The organism is Cupriavidus sp. GA3-3, assembly GCF_000389805.1.
Taxonomy (GTDB): domain Bacteria; phylum Pseudomonadota; class Gammaproteobacteria; order Burkholderiales; family Burkholderiaceae; genus Cupriavidus; species Cupriavidus necator_D.
The window spans coordinates 484361-502919 of sequence record NZ_KB944461.1; the positions used below are offsets into that span (position 1 = coordinate 484361).

The window sequence follows — 18559 nt, forward strand, 5'->3', positions numbered from 1 at the left end:
GGAGAGGCCGCAACCCTCCCGGCATTTGCCGGAATGGTTGCGGCCTCTCACGGCTGCAGACGTCCAGGAACTTCCTTTCCTGTCCGCAGGGCAGGGCGCGATCAGCTGCCGATGCTGGTCAGGTGCTCGCGCGATTCCAGGTAGGTGCTGAATTCAGTCCCGACTTCCGGGTGCTTCAAGGCAAATTCAACGGTTGCCTTCAGGTAGCCCAGCTTGCTGCCGCAGTCATAGCGGCGGCCCTGGTAGCGGTAGGCCAGCACCTGCTCCTGGCCCAGCAGCGACTGGATCGCGTCGGTCAGCTGCAGCTCGCCGCCGGCGCCCGGCTTCAGGTCACGCAGGTGTTCGAAGATGCGCGGGGTCAGGATGTAGCGGCCGACCACGCCCAGGTTGGACGGCGCGTCTTCCGGCGCCGGCTTCTCGATGATGCCGGAGACCTTGATCACGTCCGCATCCCATTCGCGGCCGTCGATCACGCCGTAGGAGCGGCTTTGCTCCGGCGTGATCTCCTCGACCCCCAGCACCGAGCAGTTGTAGTGGTTGAAGGTATCCACCATCTGCTTCATCACCGGCGGGTTGCCGTCGATCAGGTCATCGGCCAGCATCACTGCGAACGGCGTGTCGCCGACCAGCTTGGCCGCGCACAGCACCGCATGCCCCAGGCCCAGCGCTTCGGGCTGGCGCACGTAGAAGCATTCCACGTTGGCGGGCTTGATCGAGCGCACCACGTCCAGCAGCGCCTGCTTGTTCTTGGCCTCAAGCTCCACTTCCAGCTCGAAGGCCTTGTCGAAATGGTCCTCGATGGCGCGCTTGGAGCGGCCGGTGACAAAGATCATCTCGGTAATGCCGGCGGCCATGGCTTCTTCCACGGCGTACTGGATCAGCGGCTTGTCCACCACCGGAAGCATTTCCTTGGGGCTGGCCTTGGTGGCCGGCAGGAAGCGAGTGCCCAGGCCCGCAACCGGGAACACAGCCTTGGTGACGCGATTTTCCATATCAGGTGTACCTCTCAGATTCCAGTCCATAACCCTGCCAGCCATTGCGGGCGTCGTCTGTCCGGTTCTGTCCGACGAAGCCGGACAGAACCCCCGGCAGGCAGGGGCGTGAATGCGGCTGCCGTGCCGTCAGGCCGGCAGCCGCTGCAGCTGGCCCTGCAGCTTGGCCAGCGTCTGCTCGAAATCGGCCAGGCGCTGCGTCTCTTGCGCCACCACGGCAGGCGGTGCCTTGGCGACAAAGCTCTCGTTGGAGAGCTTGGCGCGGCACTTGCCGATTTCGCCACCGATGCGCTCGACTTCCTTCGACAGGCGCGCGCGCTCGGCGCCGACATCGATCTCGATCTTCAGCAGCAGGTGGTTGCCCCCGGCAATGGCGACCGGCGCGCCGGCGCCTTCAGCCTGCAGGGTAGCTTCATCTTCGAAGACGCGTACCTCGGAAAGTTTCGCCAGTGCCTGGATATGTGCGCTCGCCGCCTTCAGGAAGGTGCTGTCACCCTCAGCATAGAGCGGGATGCGCTGGGCCGGCGAGATGTTCATCTCGCCGCGCAGGTTGCGGCAGGCATCGATCACTTCCTTCAGGCGCGCAACCCATTGCTCGGCTTGCTCGTCGATCTTGGCGACCGCAGGCAGCGGGTAGGGCTGCAGCGCGATGGTCTCGGAGCCGTCACCCTTGGCGCGGCCGGCCAGCGGGGCCACCTTCTGCCACAGCTCTTCGGTGATGAAGGGGATGATCGGATGCGCCAGGCGCAGCACGGTCTCGAGCACGCGCAGCAGCGTGCGCCGCGTGGCGCGCTGCTGGGCCTCGGTGCCGTTCTGGATCTGCACCTTGGCCAGTTCCAGGTACCAGTCGCAGTATTCGTCCCAGACGAACTTGTAGATGGCGTTGGCGATGTTGTCGAAGCGGTATTCGGCAAAGCCCTTCTCGACCTCGGCTTCCACGCGCTGCAGCAGCGACACGATCCAGCGGTCGGCCTGCGAGAAATCCAGGTAGCCGTCCGGGCCGCAGTCGTTGTTGCACGGGCCCATGCCGCAGTCATGGCCTTCGGTGTTCATCAGCACGAAGCGGGTCGCGTTCCACAGCTTGTTGCAGAAGTTGCGGTAGCCCTCGCAGCGGCCGGTATCGAAGTTGACGTTGCGGCCCAGCGTGGCCAGCGACGCGAAGGTGAAGCGCAGCGCGTCGGCGCCGAATGCGGGAATGCCCTCGGGGAATTCCTTTTTCGTCTTCTTCTCGATCTTGGGCGCGTCCTTGGGGCGGCGCAGGCCGGTGGTGCGCTTCTGCAGCAGCGTGTCGAGGTCGATGCCGTCGATCAGGTCCACCGGGTCCAGCGTGTTGCCCTCGGACTTGCTCATCTTCTTGCCTTCCGAATCGCGCACCAGGCCGTGCACGTAGACGGTATGGAAGGGCACCTTGCCGATGAAGTGCTTGGTCATCATGACCATGCGCGCCACCCAGAAGAAGATGATGTCGTAGCCGGTCACCAGCACCGACGACGGCAGGAAGTGATGCATCTCGGGCGTTTCTCCCGGCCAGCCCAGCGAGGAGAAGGGCACCAGCGCCGACGAGAACCAGGTGTCGAGCACGTCTTCCTCGCGGCGCAGGCTGCCGGTGCTGCCGGCGGCCTTTGCCTTTGCCAGCGCTTCTTCTTCGGTGCGGCCGACAAAGCAGTTGCCGGCATCGTCATACCACGCCGGGATCTGGTGGCCCCACCACAGCTGGCGCGAGATGCACCAGTCCTGGATATTGCCCAGCCACTGGTTGTAGGTGCTGATCCAGTTTTCCGGCACCAGCTTGATCTCGCCGCTCTGCACGGCTTCCAGCGCCACCTCGGCGATCGAGCGGCCCGGGTAGAAGGTGCCTTCCGGCGCCGGCTTGCTCATGGCGACGAACCACTGGTCGGTCAGCATCGGCTCGATCGCGCTGCCGGTGCGCTCGCTGCGCGGGGTCATCAGCTTGTGCTTCTTGACCTCGGCCAGCAGGCCGCGCTTGTCCAGGTCCTCGACGATGGCGCGGCGCGCGTCGAAGCGGTCCAGGCCGGCGTAGGCGGCGGGGGCGTCGGCAACGATCTTCGCGTCCAGCGTCAGGATCGACAGCTGCGGCAGGTTGTGGCGCTGGCCCACGGCATAGTCGTTGAAGTCATGGCCGGGGGTCACCTTGACCACGCCGGTGCCGAACTCGCGGTCGACGTACTCGTCGGCAATCACCGGGATCTGGCGCTCGGTCAGCGGCAGCTGCACGAACTTGCCGATCAGATGCGCATAGCGCTCGTCTTCCGGGTGGACCATCACGGCCACGTCGCCCAGCATGGTTTCGGGGCGGGTGGTGGCCACGGTCAGGTGGGTCAGGCCGCCCTTGGCATCAGCCTCGACCAGCGGATAGTGGATATGCCACAGCGAGCCTTCTTCCTCGACGCTGTCGACTTCCAGGTCCGACACCGCGGTGCCCAGCACCGGGTCCCAGTTGACCAGGCGCTTGCCGCGGTAGATCAGGCCCTGTTCGTGCAGGCGCACGAAAGCTTCGGTGACCGCCTTCGACATCTCGGGCGACATCGTGAAGTACTCGCGGCTCCAGTCGATCGAAGCGCCCATGCGCCGCACCTGGCGGGTGATGGTCGAGCCCGACTCTTCCTTCCAGGCCCACACCTTCTCGGTGAACTTCTCGCGGCCCAGGTCATGGCGCGACACGCCCTGCGACTCGAGCTGGCGCTCCACCACGATCTGGGTGGCGATGCCGGCGTGGTCGGTGCCCGGCACCCACAGCGTATTGGCGCCGCTCATGCGCGCATGGCGCGCCAGGCCGTCCATGATGGTCTGGTTGAAAGCGTGGCCCATATGCAGCGTGCCGGTCACATTGGGCGGCGGCAGCTGGATCGCAAAGTCCGGGCGGGCAGGGTCGAAGGTCGGCTTGGCAATGCCGCGCTTCTCCCACTCGGGGCCCCATTTCGCCTCGATGGCGGTGGGTTCGAAGCTTTTGGCGAGGGACTGGTCTTGGGCGGTCATGCTGGGATGTCGATATTGGCGTCGGGGGTCGTCGCAGGGTGCTTCGGCCTGCGCCTGGCGAGGCGGCGGCCGTCGGCGGCCGGCATTGCGCCAGTAAAACGTTAAATTATACGGGGGTGGCAGGCTGGTGCCTATTTCCCGGCCATCCGGCCCCGCCGGATGTGACTTGCAGGACAGGGCCCGCCGGTATAATTGCCGTCAATCCACAAGGCTGATCCGATGTCCGACCTGCTTGCCAACCTGAACGCCGAACAACTAGCCGCCGTCACCCTGCCTGACGAACCGGCGCTGATCCTGGCGGGCGCGGGCAGCGGCAAGACCCGCGTGCTGACCACGCGCATCGCCTGGCTGATCCAGAACGGCCGGGTCTCGCCGGCGGGCATCCTGGCGGTGACCTTTACCAACAAGGCCGCCAAGGAAATGCAGACGCGGCTGTCGTCGATGCTGCCGATCAACACCCGCGGCATGTGGATCGGCACCTTCCACGGCCTGTGCAACCGCATGCTGCGCGCGCATTTCCGCGACGCCGGGCTGCCCCAGACCTTTGCCATCCTGGACAGCCAGGACCAGCTCTCGGCGCTCAAGCGGCTGCTCAAGTCGCTCAACGTCGACGATGAGAAGTACCCGGCCAAGAACCTGCAGTACTTCATCAACAACGCCAAGGAGCAGGGCCTGCGCCCGGCCGACGTCGAGGCCAACGACGACTTCAACAAGCGCTTTGTCGACCTCTACGCCGCTTACGACCTGCAGTGCCAGCGCGAAGGCGTGGTCGACTTCGCCGAGCTGCTGCTGCGCTGCTACGAGCTGCTGCGCTACAACGACGCCATCCGCCAGCACTACCAGCACCGCTTCCGCCACGTGCTGGTCGACGAGTTCCAGGACACCAACGTGCTGCAGTACCAGTGGCTCAAGCTGCTGGCCGGCTACGGCACGCAGAACCCGGCCGCGGTCTTTGCCGTGGGCGACGACGACCAGAGCATCTATGCGTTCCGCGGCGCCAACGTCGGCAATATGCGCGACTTCGAGCACGAGTTCCGCGTGCGCCGGCTGATCAAGCTGGAGCAGAACTACCGCTCGCACGGGCATATCCTGGATTCGGCCAACCACCTGATCTCGCACAACGCGCGCCGCCTGGGCAAGAACCTGCGCACCGACGCCGGCCACGGCGAGCCGGTGCGAGTGTTCCAGGGCGGCTCCGACGGCCAGGAAGCCGCCTGGATCATCGAGGAGATCCGCGACCAGATCGCGCAGGGCGCCAGCCGCGCCGAGATTGCCATCCTGTACCGCAGCAACGCGCAGTCGCGCGTGATCGAGCATGCGCTGTTCTCGGCCGGCATCGCGTACCGCGTCTATGGCGGCCTGCGCTTCTTCGAGCGCGCCGAAATCAAGCACGCGCTGGCCTATATGCAGCTGCTGGAGAACCCGCGCAACGATGCAGCCTTTGGCCGCGTGGTCAACTTCCCGGCGCGCGGCATCGGCGCGCGCTCGCTGGAAGTGCTGCAGGACATGGCGCGCCAGTATGACTGCGCGCTGGCCGAGGCGGTGGCCTACGTGCCCGGCGCGGCCGGCAGCAAGCTGGCGGCGTTTACACGCCTGATCGAGAAGATGCGCGAGGACACGCGCCGCATGACGCTGGCCGAGACCGTCGAGTACGTGATCAACCACAGCGGCCTGATCACCCACTACCAGGGCGAGAAGGAAGGCCAGGACCGCATCGAGAACTTGCAGGAACTGGTGACCGCCGCGCAGGCCTTCGTGGTCGAGGAAGGCTACGGCCTGGAAGCGCTGGCCGCGGTGATCCCGGTTGACCGCAGCCCCGCCGCCCCGGCACTGGCCGACGGCGACCAGGCCCAGCAGGTGCTGGATCCGGAAGCGCTGCCGGTGGTGATGACGCCGCTGGTCGCGTTCCTGACCCATGCCTCGCTGGAAGCCGGCGACAACCAGGCCCAGGCCGGCCAGGACGCGGTGCAGATGATGACCGTGCATGCGGCCAAGGGGCTGGAATTCGACGTGGTCTTCATCACCGGGATGGAAGAGGGCCTGTTCCCGCACGAGAACAGCATGATGGACCCGGACGGCGTGGAGGAAGAGCGCCGCCTGATGTACGTGGCGATCACGCGTGCGCGCAAGCGGCTCTACATGTCGTTCGCGCAAAGCCGCATGCTGCACGGCCAGACCCGCTACCACGTGCGCTCGCGCTTCTTCGAGGAACTGCCCGAGGCCTCGCTCAAGTGGCTGACGCCGCCGGCGCAGGGCTACGGCGGCGTGCGCCGCCAGGAGCGCGACAGCGCCTGGGGCCGCGACTGGTTCCGCAAGCCCGAGGACGTGCCCTATACCGGCACGCGCCCCACCGGCGGCATGGACAACGGCAACGGCTATGCCGATGCCAAGCGCGAGGCCGGCACCGGCTTCCGGGTGGGGCAGTCGGTGTTCCACAACAAGTTTGGCGAAGGTGTGATCACCGCGCTGGAAGGCGAGGGCACCGACGCACGCGCCAATATCAACTTCAAGCGCAACGGCGCCAAGTGGCTGGCGCTGTCGGTGGCGAAGCTGGACGCGATCGACTGAACGAGTCCGGCTTCGCTGCGCGCGCCATGCCGCGACCCGGGCGGCTCAGGGCAGGGCGTGGCGGACCTCGCCAGCCTTTTCGTCGGGGCTGTCCACCGTCAGCAGCGGATTGATGAACAGCGAGGCCAGCGCGCCAACCCCGAGCAGCGCCCCCGAGATCATGAACGGCAGGTCATAGCTGCCGGTGCGCTCGATCAGGTAGCCGAACACCACCGGCGACACCATGCCGGCCACGCCGAAGCCGGTGTTCATCATGCCGCCCGCGGTGCCGGCGTACTTGCCGGCGATGTCCAGCGGCAGGCTCCACAGCACCGCGTTGGTCAGCTCCAGGAAGAAGAACGACAGCGACAGCAGGATCACCGCGTTGACGGCATCGGCCGTGAAGGTCATCGGCGCGATGAACATCAGCGAGCCGGCCAGCCCCACGAACAGGACCGCGCCGCGCGCCAGGCGCAGGTTGCCGGTGCGCTTGTAGATGCGGTCCGACAGCACGCCGCCGAGCGTATCGCCGACCACGCCGGCCATCAGCGGCAGCGCGGTGAACAGCGCCAGCTGCTTCAGGTCGAAGCCGCGCGCCTCCTTCAGGTACGAGGGCAGCCACGTCAGGTAGACCCACAGCGACCAGCCGTAGCAGAAGTCGACGAAGGTCACCAGCCACATGCGCCGGAACAGGCGCCGCCACGGCGTGGCCGCCTTGGCGGCCTGCCGGCTGTCGCCGTGCCGGTAGCCGATCTCCTGCAGCTCCTGCGCGGTCACGCGGCTGTGCTTGTCGGGCGAATCCTTGAAAAAGAAGGCGTACAGCAAGGTCCAGCCGAGGCTGACCGCGCCCAGCACGATAAAGGCTTCGCGCCAGCCGGCGGCGGCCACGATGACCAGCACGACCGGCGGCGTGATCGCACCGCCCAGCCGCGCGAAGCTGTGGGTGATGCCCTGCGCGAAGCCGCGCTCCGCCACCGGCATCCAGTAGGTGAAGGCGCGCGTCGCGGTCGGGAACGCACCGCCTTCGCCGATGCCCAGCACGAAGCGCAGCACCACCAGCATCAGCACGCTGCCCGCGAAGCCGGTCAGCACGGTGGCCACGCCCCAGATCAGCGAGAGGACAATCAGCACCTTCTTGGGCCCGAACTTGTCAGCCATCCAGCCGCCGAGAATCTGCATGGCGGCATAGGGGTAGGCAAAGGCCGAGAACACCAGCCCCAGCTGCGATGTGGTCAGTCCCATTTCCTCGCGGATCAGGGGGGCGGCGACCGAAATGTTGACGCGGTCGATATAGGCGATGAAATACATCAGGCACATGACGCCCAGGATCATGTGCCGGGTCTTGATACGTTGCTTCATAACCACCTCCTGTGCGCGGCGCGCGCGTGGTGTTGACGGGGCGGCGGCCGGCACACGGTCCGTAGCCATGCGCTTGCGGCGCGCCGGGGGCGCGGCGCCGGCCGCGCTGCCCCGTCCTTGAGCAATCTGTCTGCAGTCTTGAGTCGTGTCTCCTGGTCTGGTGGATTCCGGTCGGGCAGGCTCCTTGGCGAGGGTTGTGGAAGGGGGGAAGGTTCAGGCGTGGTCGAGCAGCTTCAGCCGCTGCACCTTGCCGGACGGGCCGCGCGGCAGCTCGGCGATAAAGCGGAACTCCTTCGGCGTCTTGTAGCGGCCCAGCTCGCGCAGGCAATGCGCGCGCAGCGCCGCGTCATCGCAGCGCGCGGCCTCGCGCATGACCACGTAGGCAACGATCTCCTGCCCGTAGGCCGGGTCCGGCACGCCTACCGCCGCGGCTTCGAGCACGCCCGGATGGCGCAGCAGCGCCTCGTCGATCTCGCGCGGGGCGATGTTCTCGCCGCCCTTGATGATCAGTTCCTTGGCACGCCCGCTGATGTAGAAATAGCCATCGGCGTCGCGGTAGCCGAGATCGCCCGTGCGCAGCCAGCCATCGTGCGTAAAGGCCTCGCGCGTGATGTCCGGCGCCTTGTAGTAGCCCGCCATCACGCTCTCGCCCTGCAGCACGATCTCGCCGACCTGTCCGTCAGGAGCCGGCTTGCCGTCGCGCCCGAGCACGCGTGCGCGCGTGCCAGATGGCCTGCCGATGCTGCCGATGCGCCGCTGGCCCGGGTCGAGCGGATTGCTGAACGCCGGTGCGGCAGTCTCGGTCATGCCCATGGTCTCGATCACGCCGATGCCGAAGCGCGCCTCGAAGGCGCGGTGATGCTCGGGCGGCAGCGCGGCCGAGGCCGAGCGGCAGAAGCGCACGCCGGCCGGGGCCTGGCCGTGCGGATCGTTCAGCAGGTAGGCGATGATGGTCGGCACCACGTTCAGCCAGGTGCATCCGTGGCGCGCGCTGTCCTGCCAGAACGCGCTGGCGGAAAAGCGCATCGGCATCACCACCGAGCCGCCGTGCACCAGCGGCGCGATCGCGGTCACGACCAGGCCGTTGATGTGATACAGCGGCAGCGTCGCCAGCACCCGGTCGGCCGGCCCGAGGCAGTGCTCGCGGCTGACGTTGGTGCCGTTGGCCACCAGGTTGCGCTGCGTCAGCAGCACGCCTTTGGGCGTGCCGGTGGTGCCGGACGTGTACATGAGCAGCGCGGGCGCGTCAGGCTGCGGTGGGGGCAGTGGCGACGCAGCATCATGCGTGGCAGGCAGTGCCGGCAGGCTGTTGGCATCGGGCGCGGTGACGAGCACCGGCACGTCCAGTCCGGCCTCGCGCAGGGCCTCGCGGATGGCGGCTTCTCCGTCGGGCCAGGTGAAGACCAGCCTCGTATCCGAGTGCGCCAGGATGTAGCGCAGCTGCGCCGGCTGGCACAGCAGGTTGATCGGATTGACCACCAGCCCGCAGGCCATGGTGCCGAGCAGGAGCCGCGCGGTCTGCTCGCCGTTGGGCAGGTACACCGACACCGTCTGGCCGCTGCCCAGGCCGGCTGCCGCATAGCTGCGGCCGAGCGTGCCGGCGTCCGTCGCCAGCGCGCCGAAAGTGAGCGCATGGCCGCTGTCCGGGGACAACAGGTAGGGCTTGTCGGGCCACTGCGCGGCGCGCACGGCAATCAGCGCGGCAAGCGTGTCGAACACTTCGGGTTCCGTGCGCGCGTTCATTTGCCGACCCTCGCGAAGTAGTCGCCCAGCAGGTCCGCTTCATCGGGCACGTGCTCGGCGATGGGCACGGCGATGCGGGTGATATTCAGGTATTGGCGCCAGCCGAGGTTGTCCGAGAAGTTGTTGCCGCCCCAGGTGCCGCAGCCCATCGACAACGAGAACGGCAGGCCGTTGTCGAAATTCCCGCCGGTGGCGAAGCAGTGCGCCTGGTTCACGATCACGCGCGCCACCGGCAGCTCTTGTCCAAGCTGCAGCGCATGGCGCGGGTTGGACGAATGCAGGCTGACCGAATGCCCGGCGCCCATATAGGCGTACAGGCTCGCCACGCGCTCGACCGCCGCCGCGAAGTCGGTCGCGCGGTAGAGCGTCAGCACGGGCGAGAGCTTCTCGCCGGAGAAGGGGTAGTCGCTGCCGACACCGGTTTCCTCCACCAGCAGCATCGCGGGCTGCAGCGCGCGCACGCGTTCCAGCCCGGCGAGCTCGGCAATGCGGGTCGCGCTCTGTCCCGTGAAGCTGCCGGCGAGCTTGGCGTCGCGCCACATCAGCGCCTGCAGCCGCGCTTTCTCCGAAGCCGTGAGCAGCACGCCGCCGACCGCCGCCAAGGCGTCGAGCATGGGCGTGTAGACCGCGTCGACCACGACCAGGCTGTTCTCCGAAGAGCAACTGGTGGCATTGTCGAAGGTCTTGGAGCGCGCCACCTTGGCTGCCGCGTCATCCAGCGTGGCGCTGGCGTCGATGATCGATGCCACATTGCCGGCGCCCACGCCGAAGGCCGGCGTGCCGCAGGTGTAGGCCATGCGCACGTTGGCCTGCGAGCCGGTCGCGACCACCAGGTCGGCCTGCCGCATGAGCTCCGCCGTCGCGGTCTTCGAGACCGGCGCGGGCAGCATCTGGACCAGGTCGGCGGGCAGGCCGGCGCGCGCAAACTCGGCGTGGATGAACGACAGCAGCAGCGCGCAGGTGTCCTGCCCCTTCGGCGACGGCGCCAAGATCACGCTGTTGCCGCACTTGAGCGCGTTGATGATCTTGTTGGCCGGCGTGGCCGCAGGATTGGTCGAAGGCGTAATGGCCGCCACCACGCCCACGGGCCGCGCGATCTCGGTGATGCCGGCTGCCGCATCCTGCGCGATCACGCCCACCGTCCTGCGGCCATGCAGGTCGCGCAGCAGGCCCAGCGTCTTGCGGTGGTTCTTGCGGATCTTGTCGTCGACATTGCCCAGCCCGGTGTCGGCGACGGCACGCTCGGCCAACTGGCGGTTGCGCGCGGGCTCCATGATGGCCCACGCGGCAGCGGCGACTGCCGTGTCGACGGCGGCCTGGTCGGCACGCGCGAACTCGCGCTGCGCCTGCCTGGCCCGGGCCACGACCGCAGCGACGGCTTCAGCCGCGGCTTGCGCTGGCTGCACGGGCAGGGATGCCGTCGGTAGGGGCAAATCGGAATTGTTGGACTGCCGGCGATGCAGTATTTGCACACTCATGGATTCGACTCCGCGGTTTGGACGGTTAGGGCCGCCGCGCTTTGTCGTGCACTTCGCGGCACCGTCGGCGGCCCTGGATCGAATCTAGTGAAGCGGGGCAGACAGGCCGTCCCAATTTGTGCGCTTTCGCGAGCGCGCAGCCGGGGTGCGATCGAGAATTCAGTTTTCGGGACGGCCATGCGTCCCGGAATCCTTTAAATTTGATCCATGAGCAATCATTCGAATGCCGCCGCCGTGCGCGCCTTCCGCATTCTCGAGATCCTGTCCGCGGCCGACGGACCGCTGTCGCTGGCGGCCATCGTGCAGGCGATCGAGCTGCCGAAGCAGACCGTCCACCGCATCCTCAAGCAGCTTGAAAGCACTTGGCTGGTGTCGCGCACTGCCGGCAACCGCCACTACGAGTGCTCGTCGCGCGTGCGGCAGCTGGCCGTCAATGTGCTGATGCAGGCAGGTCCGGCGGCGGCGCGCCATGCGATCCTGCAGCAGCTGGTCGACAAGATCGGTGAGACCTGCAACCTGACCATGCTGTCCGGCGACGACGTGGTCTACCTGGACCGCGTGGAAACGCAATGGCCGCTGCGCATGCACCTGCAGCCGGGCTCGCGGGTGCCGCTGCACTGCACCGCCAGCGGCAAGCTGCTGCTGGCGTTCCTGCCGAGCGCGCAGCGCCAGCGCCTGGTTGCCAGCCTGCCGCTGCGCGCGCATTCGGCGCACACCATTACCAATGCCGAGGCCTTGCACGCGGAACTGGCCGAGACACGGCAGCGGCGCCTGGGGGTCAACAATCAGGAAAACCTGGAAGGCATGATCGCGGTCGCGGTGCCGGTGATGCGCAACCGGAGCCGCGCCTGCGCGGCGATTGCCGTGCAGGTGCCGATGGCGCGCATGACGATGGACCAGCTGATGGGATTCGTGCCGGACCTGCGCCTGGCAGCGGACGAGATGGTGAAGACGTTCTGCGAATAGGCCGTGAGGGCGGTGTGCTCCCTCTCCCGCAAGCGGGAGAGGGAGCACACGATCGCGCAGCGAGCGCCCGTTGTTCAGGCCCCGGGAGTTGCCGGCGCGGTCGGATCTACCCCCGGCGGCGTCACGTTGAAGCAGCCCCGGTACGTCGCATAGAACGAGCAGTACAGGATCGCCAGCATCAGCAGCGAATATGGCGTGACCAGGAACGACAGCACCGTCTCCGCGCCGAAGGCGCTGAACACCGCCTCCAGGAAGAACGGGATCGCCACCAGCAGCATCGCGAACAGCACCGCGTAGGTGAGGAAGGCGCCGCGGTTGCGCCAGCACGCGGTCCAGCTGAAGAACAGTGCCTTGACCGGCGGCACGCCGTGCCAGGCTGCCAGCAGCGGCGCGAACCAGAACATCATCGCGATCGGCGTGTACAGCAGCGCGCCGATCAGCATGGCGTAGTACAGCTGGCGCACCGCTTCGGCGGTCGGCGCTTCTTCCTTCAGCACGATCGGCACCAGCGCGCTCATGTCGACCACCGAGCCGGCGATCAGCCCCAGCATGAACACCAGCCCGGCGTAGATGCCGCCCAGCACCAGCAGGTTGCGCGTGGCTTCCTTGCCGTTGGCGCGGAAACCCGCCAGCAGCACGGTGGGCATCACCCGCTTGTTCTGGATCACGTCGCGGCATGCGGTCATCACGCCGACCGACAGGCCGGGGGTGACCACCAGCAGCGCGATGATGCCGATCAGCGGCACCACGATGGCCAGCTGCGCGGCGATCAGGTAGACGAACAGCAGCATCAGGAAGGTCAGCGGGTTCTTGCGGAACAGCCAGATGCCCTGGCGGAACCAGGTGTAGCCTTCCTTGGCAGGGACTTCCAGTAGTTGCATACGGATCAGATCCAGGGGAGCGGGGCGCTTGCAGGGTCCGCGCCGATGCGCCGGCGCAGGATGCGTTCGAAATGGGTCGGGTCGTGCGGTTGCAGCATGTCGGCCTCGCGCGGCAGGTAGAAGTCCCACAGTCGCGATACCCAGAAGCGCAGCGCACCCGCGCGCAGCATGTCCTGCCAGTGCGCGGCCTCGGTGGCGGTCAGCGGCCTCACGGCATGATAAGCCCGCAGCAGGGCCTGCGTGCGCGCGGGGTCGAGTTCGCCGCTGGCCAGGTCGATGCACCAGTCGTTGACGGTGACTGCCACATCGAACAGCCACTTGTCGTTGCCGGCGAAGTAGAAGTCGAAAAAGCCGCCCAGGCGGTGGCGTCCGCTGCCGTCTTCCTCGAACAGCGCGTTGTCGCGGAACAGGTCGCAGTGGCACGGGCCCGAGCCCAGGCCGGCGTAGTCCGTGCTGGCGAAGAAGGCGGCCTGGTGGGCGATCTCCTGCTGCAGCAGCGCGCGCTGGCCGGCATCCAGGAAGGGCAGGATCTCAGGCTCGGTCTGCCGCCACCAGGGCAGGCTGCGCAGGTTGGGCTGCTGGCGCGGATAGTCCTGGCCGGCCAGGTGCATGCGTGCCAGCATGTCGCCCACTTCAGCGCAGTGCTGCGCGTCGGGCGCCAGTTGCGATGCGCCCGGCAGGCGCGTGACGATGGTGGCGGGCTTGCCCTTGAGCGGGCGCAGGATCTCGCCGTCGCGTGCCGGGATCGGCGCGGGCACGCGGATGCCGCGCTCGGCCAGGTGCGCCATCAGGTGCAGGTAGTACGGCAGCTGCGCGAACGTGAGCCGCTCGAAAATGGTCAGCACATACTGGCGCGTCTGGCCATCGTGCTCCGTGGTGAGGAAGAAATTGCTGTTCTCGATGCCCGAGGCGATGCCGCGCAGCTCGCGCACTTCGCCAAGGTTGAAATCCAGCAGCCAGCGGGCGATCTCGTCCTGCGAGACCGTGGTGAATACGGCCATACTCGTTGTGTGAAGCGAATCGGAAAGCGGCGGGCACCGGTTCCGGACAAAGTCCGGGCCGCCGCCGCGGCATGACACTGCCGGAGGGCCGGCGCGGCCTGGGGCTTACGCCAGGCCGTGGGCAAGCGAACTCAGAACTTCAGGTTGACCGAAGGCACGCGGTTGACATCGTGCTCGCGGATCTTGGGCGAGCTGTCTTCCGGCTTGCTCATCTCGTATTTAGTGCCGAAACCCGACCTGACCTGGATATCGGTGGCCCGTCCCTTGTCGCGGTACTCGCGCACCTGGGTGCCATCGCGTTCATTGAGCTGGAAGCTCGGCTGGCGCGGCTGGTTCAGTTGCGACTTGGCCGTCGGGGCGATCGGCTGGTTGTTGATCTGGTTCAGCTCCTGCTGCGTCAGCGCATTGCTTTCCTGCGCGACGGCCCAGCCGGAAGCCAGCGCCAGCGCGGCGGCGGCCACGGCGGCGAGGCTGGACACGGACCGCCTGGCAGGCGATTCAGGCTCGCCGGCCACGGCGGAAGACCGCGTGGGCCGGACCGAGCGGGCGGTGGAGGGGGAGGTCATCAGGTGCTCCTGTGCGGGGCTGCGGCGCAGCTTGCGCGCAACCCCGCGGCATGCAGCGGTTGGACTGCAACCCGGCGGCGCCGGGCTTGGCAGACGGACAGGTTCCATTCTAGCAATTCCTGCCGTGCGCAGGCCGCTGCCGTGCCCCGGGGGGCACCTGCGCAACGGGCGCCGGGTGCCGGGTACGTGGCTTGGCGCCGCGCGCCCCGGCGTCCATGCCTTACAGGTAAAACATCTCTTCCTTGGGCGGAATCGGCTTGTCGCCGCCGCGCTGCTCGTAGTAGTCGTAGACCGCTTCCAGCACTTCGTGCGGTTCGTCGACGATCTTCATCAGGTCCAGGTCGTGCTCGGCGATCAGGCCCATCGGCAGCAGCGTGAAGCGGAACCAGTCCAGCAGGCCCTTCCAGAAGCGGCTGCCGAACATGATCACCGGCACCGAGCGCGACTTGCCGGTCTGCACCAGCGTCAGCACCTCGGCCAGCTCGTCGAGCGTGCCGAAGCCGCCCGGCATCACGATAAAGGCGTCCGAATTCTTGACGAAGGTGACCTTGCGCGTGAAGAAGTGGCGAAAGCGCATGGCAATGTCCTGGTACGGATTGCCCTGCTGCTCGTGCGGCAGTTCGATGTTCAGGCCGACGCTGGCGGACTTGCCGGCATGCGCGCCCTTGTTGGCCGCTTCCATGATGCCGGGGCCGCCGCCGGAAATCACGGCAAAGCCGGCGTCCGAAAACAGCCGGGCGATCTCGATGGTGCGCTGGTAGTACGGCGAATCCTCGCGCAGGCGCGCGCTGCCGTAGATCGACACGGCCGGGCGGATCTCGGAGAGGTACTCGGTGGCCTCGATGAACTCTGCCATAATCGTGAACATTTGCCACGAGGCGCGCGCCTTCTTTGCGGTAGCGCGGTCTTCGTCGGCCAGCGCACGCAGGCTGGGGATCATCTTGCGCGGATTGGCGCGCGCGGCCGCAGCAGCGGCCTTTTCAGCAGCAACTTCGGGCGGATTGCCCGCGGCAGCAGCATCGGCCGCCGCGGCGATGGCCGCGGCGTGCTCGGAAGCAGCCTCCGGCGGGGGTTGTACGGTATCGCCGGAAATGTCGGAAACATCCGGGTCAGCAAGGGGGGCGGTCGAGGCACCGCCTGCAGCGGCACCAGTCAATTTTGAGTCCATGGGAATGTCGGATAGTCCAAAAACACTCTTGCTCGTCGATGGATCGAGCTATCTGTATCGCGCTTATCACGCTCTGCCGGACCTGAGGAATGGGGAGGGTCTGCCCACAGGGGCAATCTACGGCATGATCAACATGCTGCGCAAGTTGCGCAACGACTACCCGGCAGAGTATAGCGCCTGCGTGTTCGACGCCAAGGGCAAGACCTTCCGCGACGACATGTATCCGGCCTACAAGGAACATCGCCCGTCGATGCCGGAAGACCTGGCGCGCCAGATCGAGCCGATCCATGAGGCCGTGCGCGCCATGGGCTGGCCGATCGTGGTGGTTGATGGCGTGGAGGCCGACGACGTGATCGGCACGCTGTCGCGCCAGGCCACGGAGCAGGGCGTGCGCACGGTGGTGTCCACCGGCGACAAGGACCTGGCGCAGCTGGTCAACAACCAGGTCACGCTGGTCAATACCATGAGCGGCGAGGTGCTCGATCCCCCTGGCGTGGTTGCCAAGTTCGGCGTGCCGCCCGAGCGCATCATCGACTACCTGTCGCTGATCGGTGATGCGGTCGACAACGTGCCGGGCGTGCCCAAGGTGGGCCCCAAGACCGCGGTCAAATGGCTGGCCGAGCATGGCTCGCTCGACGGCGTGATCGCCGCCGCCCCCGGCATCAAGGGCGTGGTCGGCGAGAACCTGCGCAATACGCTGGACTGGCTGCCGATGGCGCGCCAGCTGGTCACGGTCAAGACCGACTGCGACCTCTCCGCCGCGGTGGCGGACTTCCACGCGCTGCGTGAAACGGGCGAGGACAAGGACAAGCTGGTGGCGTTTTTCTCGCGCTACGGCTTCAAGACCTGGCTGCGCGAAGCGACCGGCGAAAGCCTGCCCGATGCCCGCGCCCAGGCCCGCGCCCGCGCGGCCGCCGCGCCGGCGCAAGGCGGCCTGTTCGATGTGCCGGCCACGGCCGGCGCAGCCGAGGCACCGGCAGCGGACCAGGCCGCGCCGACCGAGATCCGCTACGACACGGTCAGCACCGAAGCCCAGCTGGATGACTGGATGCGGCGCATCGAGGCCGCGCCGCTGGTGGCGATCGACACCGAGACCACCTCGCTGGACCCGATGCAGGCGCAGCTGGTCGGCATCTCGCTGTCGGTCGAGCCGGGCGTGGCCTGCTATATCCCGGTGGCGCACCGTGGCCCGGACGTGGCCGGGCTGCCCGACCACGGCCAGCTGTCGCGCGAGTTCGTGCTGGGGCGCATGCGTGCGTGGCTGGAGGATGCTGGCCGCCCGAAGCTGGGCCAGAACCTCAAGTACGACGTCCATGTCTTTGCCAACCATGGCGTGAAGCTGCGCGGCGTGGCGCACGACACCATGCTGCAGAGCTACGTGCTGGCCTCGCACCGCAACCATGGCATGGACAGCCTGGCCGAGCGCCTGCTGAGCCTGAAGACCATCACCTATGAAGAGGTGTGCGGCAAGGGCGCCAGCCAGATCGGCTTCGACCAGATCGACCTGGCGCGCGCCACCGAATACGCTGCCGAAGACGCCGACGTGACTCTGCGCCTGCACCGCAAGATGTTCCCGCAGGTGGAAGCCGCGGCGGGCCTGCGCCGCGTGTATGAAGAGATCGAGATGCCGGTCTCGGTGGTGCTGCAGAAGGTCGAGCGCAACGGCGTGCTGATCGATGCCGAACGCCTGGCCGCGCAGAGCGCCGAGCTGGGCCAGCGCATGCTGGCGCTGGAGCAGGCCGCCTACGAGGCCGCCGGCCAGCCCTTCAACCTGGGCTCGCCCAAGCAGATCGGCGAGATCCTGTTCAGCCAGATGAAGCTGCCGGTGGTGAAGAAGACCGCCAGCGGCGCGCCCTCGACCGACGAAGAGGTGCTGCAGAAGCTGGCCGAGGACTACCCGCTGCCCAAGCTGCTGCTGGACTACCGCGGCCTGGCCAAGCTCAAGTCCACCTATACCGACAAGCTGCCCAAGATGGTCAACCCGCAGACCGGCCGCGTGCACACCAGCTACGGCCAGGCCACCGCGGTGACCGGCCGGCTGGCGTCGACCGAGCCCAACCTGCAGAACATCCCGGTGCGCACCGAGGAGGGCCGCCGCATCCGCGAAGCCTTTATCGCCGAGCCCGGCAGCGTGATCGTGTCGGCCGACTACTCGCAGATCGAGCTGCGCATCATGGCCCATATCTCGGGCGACGAGAACCTGCTGCGCGCCTTTGCCAACGGCGAGGACATCCACCGCGCCACGGCAGGCGAGATCTTCGGCGTGGAGCGCGAGGCCGTCAGCAGCGAGCAGCGCCGCTACGCCAAGGTGATCAACTTCGGCCTGATCTACGGCATGAGCGCGTTCGGCCTGGCCGGCAACCTGGGTATCGAGCGCGAGGCCGCAAAGCACTACATCGACCGTTATTTCATGCGCTACCCGGGCGTGGCCCACTACATGGAAGAGACCCGGCAGACCGCGCGCGAGCAAGGCTATGTCGAGACCGTGTTCGGCCGCCGGCTGTGGCTGCCCGACATCAACGGCGGCAGCGGCCCGCGCCGGCAGGCCGCCGAGCGCGCCGCCATCAACGCGCCGATGCAGGGCACCGCCGCCGACCTGATCAAGCTGTCGATGATCGCGGTGCAGGGCTGGCTGGAGCGCGACGGGCTGCAGACGCGCCAGATCATGCAGGTGCACGATGAACTGGTGCTGGAGGTGCCGGAGCATGAGCTGGAGCTGGTCAAGGTGCGGCTGCCGGAGCTGATGTGCTCGGTGGCGCAGCTGCGCGTGCCGCTGGTGGCCGAAGTGGGCAGCGGCGCCAACTGGGAAGAAGCGCACTGACGAGGCCGCCTGTCAGCCAGCCTGCGCCGCCCATGCGTTG

12 protein-coding genes are annotated in these 18559 nt (G+C 67.4%); 3 read left to right on the top strand and 9 right to left on the bottom strand.

Translation table 11 applies throughout. The annotated features are described in order from the left end of the window. Positions 1 to 101 precede the first annotated feature (101 nt). Both galU and C265_RS04960 read right to left on the bottom strand, forming a co-directional pair. Entirely contained in the window at positions 102 to 992 is an 891-nt protein-coding gene (galU, locus tag C265_RS04955) for a UTP--glucose-1-phosphate uridylyltransferase GalU (RefSeq protein WP_010813661.1), read from the bottom strand. A gap of 129 nt (positions 993 to 1121) precedes the next feature. Beyond that, complete coding sequence (locus C265_RS04960; RefSeq protein ID WP_010813660.1) at positions 1122 to 3989, bottom strand: valine--tRNA ligase; 2868 nt, start codon at positions 3987 to 3989, stop codon at positions 1122 to 1124. 219 nt (positions 3990 to 4208) lie between these two features. Between C265_RS04960 and C265_RS04965 the strand changes: the two genes are divergently transcribed. Next, a complete protein-coding gene (locus tag C265_RS04965) occupies positions 4209 to 6557 on the top strand; it encodes a UvrD-helicase domain-containing protein (protein WP_010813659.1) in 2349 nt (782 codons plus the stop codon). 45 nt (positions 6558 to 6602) lie between these two features. On the opposite strand, the gene C265_RS04970 is transcribed toward C265_RS04965, so the two are convergent. The 3 genes from C265_RS04970 to C265_RS04980 all read right to left on the bottom strand — a co-directional run bounded on the left by C265_RS04970 (position 6603) and on the right by C265_RS04980 (position 11116). Next, entirely contained in the window at positions 6603 to 7895 is a 1293-nt protein-coding gene (locus C265_RS04970) for an MFS transporter (protein ID WP_010813658.1), read from the bottom strand. 213 nt (positions 7896 to 8108) lie between these two features. After that, positions 8109 to 9638: an acyl--CoA ligase gene (locus tag C265_RS04975; RefSeq protein ID WP_010813657.1), complete on the bottom strand. Its 1530-nt coding sequence runs from the start codon at positions 9636 to 9638 to the stop codon at positions 8109 to 8111. Then, positions 9635 to 11116 (bottom strand): aldehyde dehydrogenase family protein, encoded by a 1482-nt coding sequence (locus C265_RS04980; RefSeq protein WP_037023598.1) that lies wholly within the window; start codon positions 11114 to 11116, stop codon positions 9635 to 9637. The genes C265_RS04975 and C265_RS04980 overlap by 4 nt, the downstream gene beginning before the upstream one ends. A gap of 207 nt (positions 11117 to 11323) precedes the next feature. Between C265_RS04980 and C265_RS04985 the strand changes: the two genes are divergently transcribed. Beyond that, positions 11324 to 12082: an IclR family transcriptional regulator gene (locus tag C265_RS04985; protein ID WP_010813655.1), complete on the top strand. Its 759-nt coding sequence runs from the start codon at positions 11324 to 11326 to the stop codon at positions 12080 to 12082. A gap of 74 nt (positions 12083 to 12156) precedes the next feature. Here C265_RS04985 and C265_RS04990 read toward each other — a convergent pair whose 3' ends face one another. The 4 genes from C265_RS04990 to C265_RS05005 all read right to left on the bottom strand — a co-directional run bounded on the left by C265_RS04990 (position 12157) and on the right by C265_RS05005 (position 15698). Beyond that, entirely contained in the window at positions 12157 to 12963 is an 807-nt protein-coding gene (locus tag C265_RS04990) for a BPSS1780 family membrane protein (protein WP_010813654.1), read from the bottom strand. 5 nt (positions 12964 to 12968) lie between these two features. Beyond that, complete coding sequence (locus C265_RS04995) at positions 12969 to 13964, bottom strand: homoserine kinase (RefSeq protein ID WP_010813653.1); 996 nt, start codon at positions 13962 to 13964, stop codon at positions 12969 to 12971. 131 nt (positions 13965 to 14095) lie between these two features. Further along, positions 14096 to 14530 carry a membrane protein gene (locus C265_RS05000; RefSeq protein WP_010813652.1) on the bottom strand — a complete coding sequence of 145 codons (435 nt, stop codon included), beginning with the start codon at positions 14528 to 14530 and terminating at the stop codon, positions 14096 to 14098. A 220-nt stretch (positions 14531 to 14750) separates the two neighbouring features. After that, positions 14751 to 15698 (bottom strand): TIGR00730 family Rossman fold protein, encoded by a 948-nt coding sequence (locus C265_RS05005; protein ID WP_011615808.1) that lies wholly within the window; start codon positions 15696 to 15698, stop codon positions 14751 to 14753. A gap of 4 nt (positions 15699 to 15702) precedes the next feature. Here C265_RS05005 and polA point away from each other — a divergent pair, with 4 nt between their 5' ends. Beyond that, positions 15703 to 18519, top strand: a complete 2817-nt coding sequence (polA, locus tag C265_RS05010; RefSeq protein WP_010813650.1) for a DNA polymerase I — start codon at positions 15703 to 15705, stop codon at positions 18517 to 18519. Positions 18520 to 18559 lie beyond the last annotated feature (40 nt).

Excerpts from the sequence above, each read along its gene's own strand:
- galU (WP_010813661.1), bottom strand. The coding sequence starts at position 992 with ATGGAAAATCGCGTCACCAAGGCTGTGTTCCCGGTTGCGGGCCTGGGC.
- C265_RS04960 (WP_010813660.1), bottom strand. The coding sequence starts at position 3,989 with ATGACCGCCCAAGACCAGTCCCTCGCCAAAAGCTTCGAACCCACCGCC.
- C265_RS04965 (WP_010813659.1), top strand. The coding sequence starts at position 4,209 with ATGTCCGACCTGCTTGCCAACCTGAACGCCGAACAACTAGCCGCCGTC.
- C265_RS04970 (WP_010813658.1), bottom strand. The coding sequence starts at position 7,895 with ATGAAGCAACGTATCAAGACCCGGCACATGATCCTGGGCGTCATGTGC.
- C265_RS04975 (WP_010813657.1), bottom strand. The coding sequence starts at position 9,638 with ATGAACGCGCGCACGGAACCCGAAGTGTTCGACACGCTTGCCGCGCTG.
- C265_RS04980 (WP_037023598.1), bottom strand. The coding sequence starts at position 11,116 with ATGAGTGTGCAAATACTGCATCGCCGGCAGTCCAACAATTCCGATTTG.
- C265_RS04985 (WP_010813655.1), top strand. The coding sequence starts at position 11,324 with ATGAGCAATCATTCGAATGCCGCCGCCGTGCGCGCCTTCCGCATTCTC.
- C265_RS04990 (WP_010813654.1), bottom strand. The coding sequence starts at position 12,963 with ATGCAACTACTGGAAGTCCCTGCCAAGGAAGGCTACACCTGGTTCCGC.
- C265_RS04995 (WP_010813653.1), bottom strand. The coding sequence starts at position 13,964 with ATGGCCGTATTCACCACGGTCTCGCAGGACGAGATCGCCCGCTGGCTG.
- C265_RS05000 (WP_010813652.1), bottom strand. The coding sequence starts at position 14,530 with ATGACCTCCCCCTCCACCGCCCGCTCGGTCCGGCCCACGCGGTCTTCC.
- C265_RS05005 (WP_011615808.1), bottom strand. The coding sequence starts at position 15,698 with ATGGACTCAAAATTGACTGGTGCCGCTGCAGGCGGTGCCTCGACCGCC.
- polA (WP_010813650.1), top strand. The coding sequence starts at position 15,703 with ATGTCGGATAGTCCAAAAACACTCTTGCTCGTCGATGGATCGAGCTAT.